Here is a 731-nt window from a genome sequence, read left to right as displayed (position 1 = left end):
GGGATGCAGGACAGGTCCAGACATTTCTGCCGGAAGAAGTAATCGACTGTTTTATTCTCTTTTTCGGCTGAATAGGCAAGGTCGGCCATGATGCCGAGGTTAAGCCCGTTGGCGAGGTCATACTCTTTCGTATCGTGCAGATCCAGCACCCACGCCCGGAACGGGCAGATCTCGATAACGTGCCGCTTCTCCAGAGCCTCCCGCACTATCTCGGTGCCTTTCAGAGAGCGTCCGGGTGGAAAATGAAACTTCGGCGGATCCGGCTCAGTCCAGCCCTCGATCTCCGGCAGCCGGTCGCAAAGCTCCCCGATGGTCACATAGTGATGGATGTACCCGGCTGCCTCGGCCTTTTCCTGCACGTCTGAACGCCATTTGGGATCGCGGGTTTCCGGCCGGAACATATTGTTGCTCACCGGCTGGCTGTTCGGGTTGCGCCGCAGGCCCAGCGGGCGCTTTTTCATCTCGTCGGCCAGTGTCTGGGCGTCGGTCTTCACGTCAACAGCTATCCAGTACAGGTCGTCGAAGCGAACCAGTCCCTGGCTGTCGGTCACCCCGGCGGGCGGATTAGGCGGCGGCGTGGGGTTGTAGTCGTGGTTACCATATTTTTTCCACATAGCGACCTCCTTTGCAGAGGCCAGCGGGTGGTATTCCAGCTGCACATTCAGCCCGGTAACCGGATTGTTGTTCTCATCCACGAATTGAAGCTCAAGCCAGTATTTATGCGGCTCACC

General features: G+C 58.0%; 1 pseudogene. It reads right to left on the bottom strand.

Going from position 1 to position 731, the window contains the following annotated elements:
• Positions 1 to 731: pseudogene (locus tag JK211_RS16785) on the bottom strand (lipase family protein); the annotation flags it as partial.

Source organism: Tatumella sp. JGM130 (genome assembly GCF_018257525.1).
Taxonomy (GTDB): domain Bacteria; phylum Pseudomonadota; class Gammaproteobacteria; order Enterobacterales; family Enterobacteriaceae; genus Tatumella; species Tatumella punctata.
The sequence above is the reverse complement of the archived record's forward strand: the minus strand, read 5'-3'. Positions and strand labels throughout refer to the sequence as shown.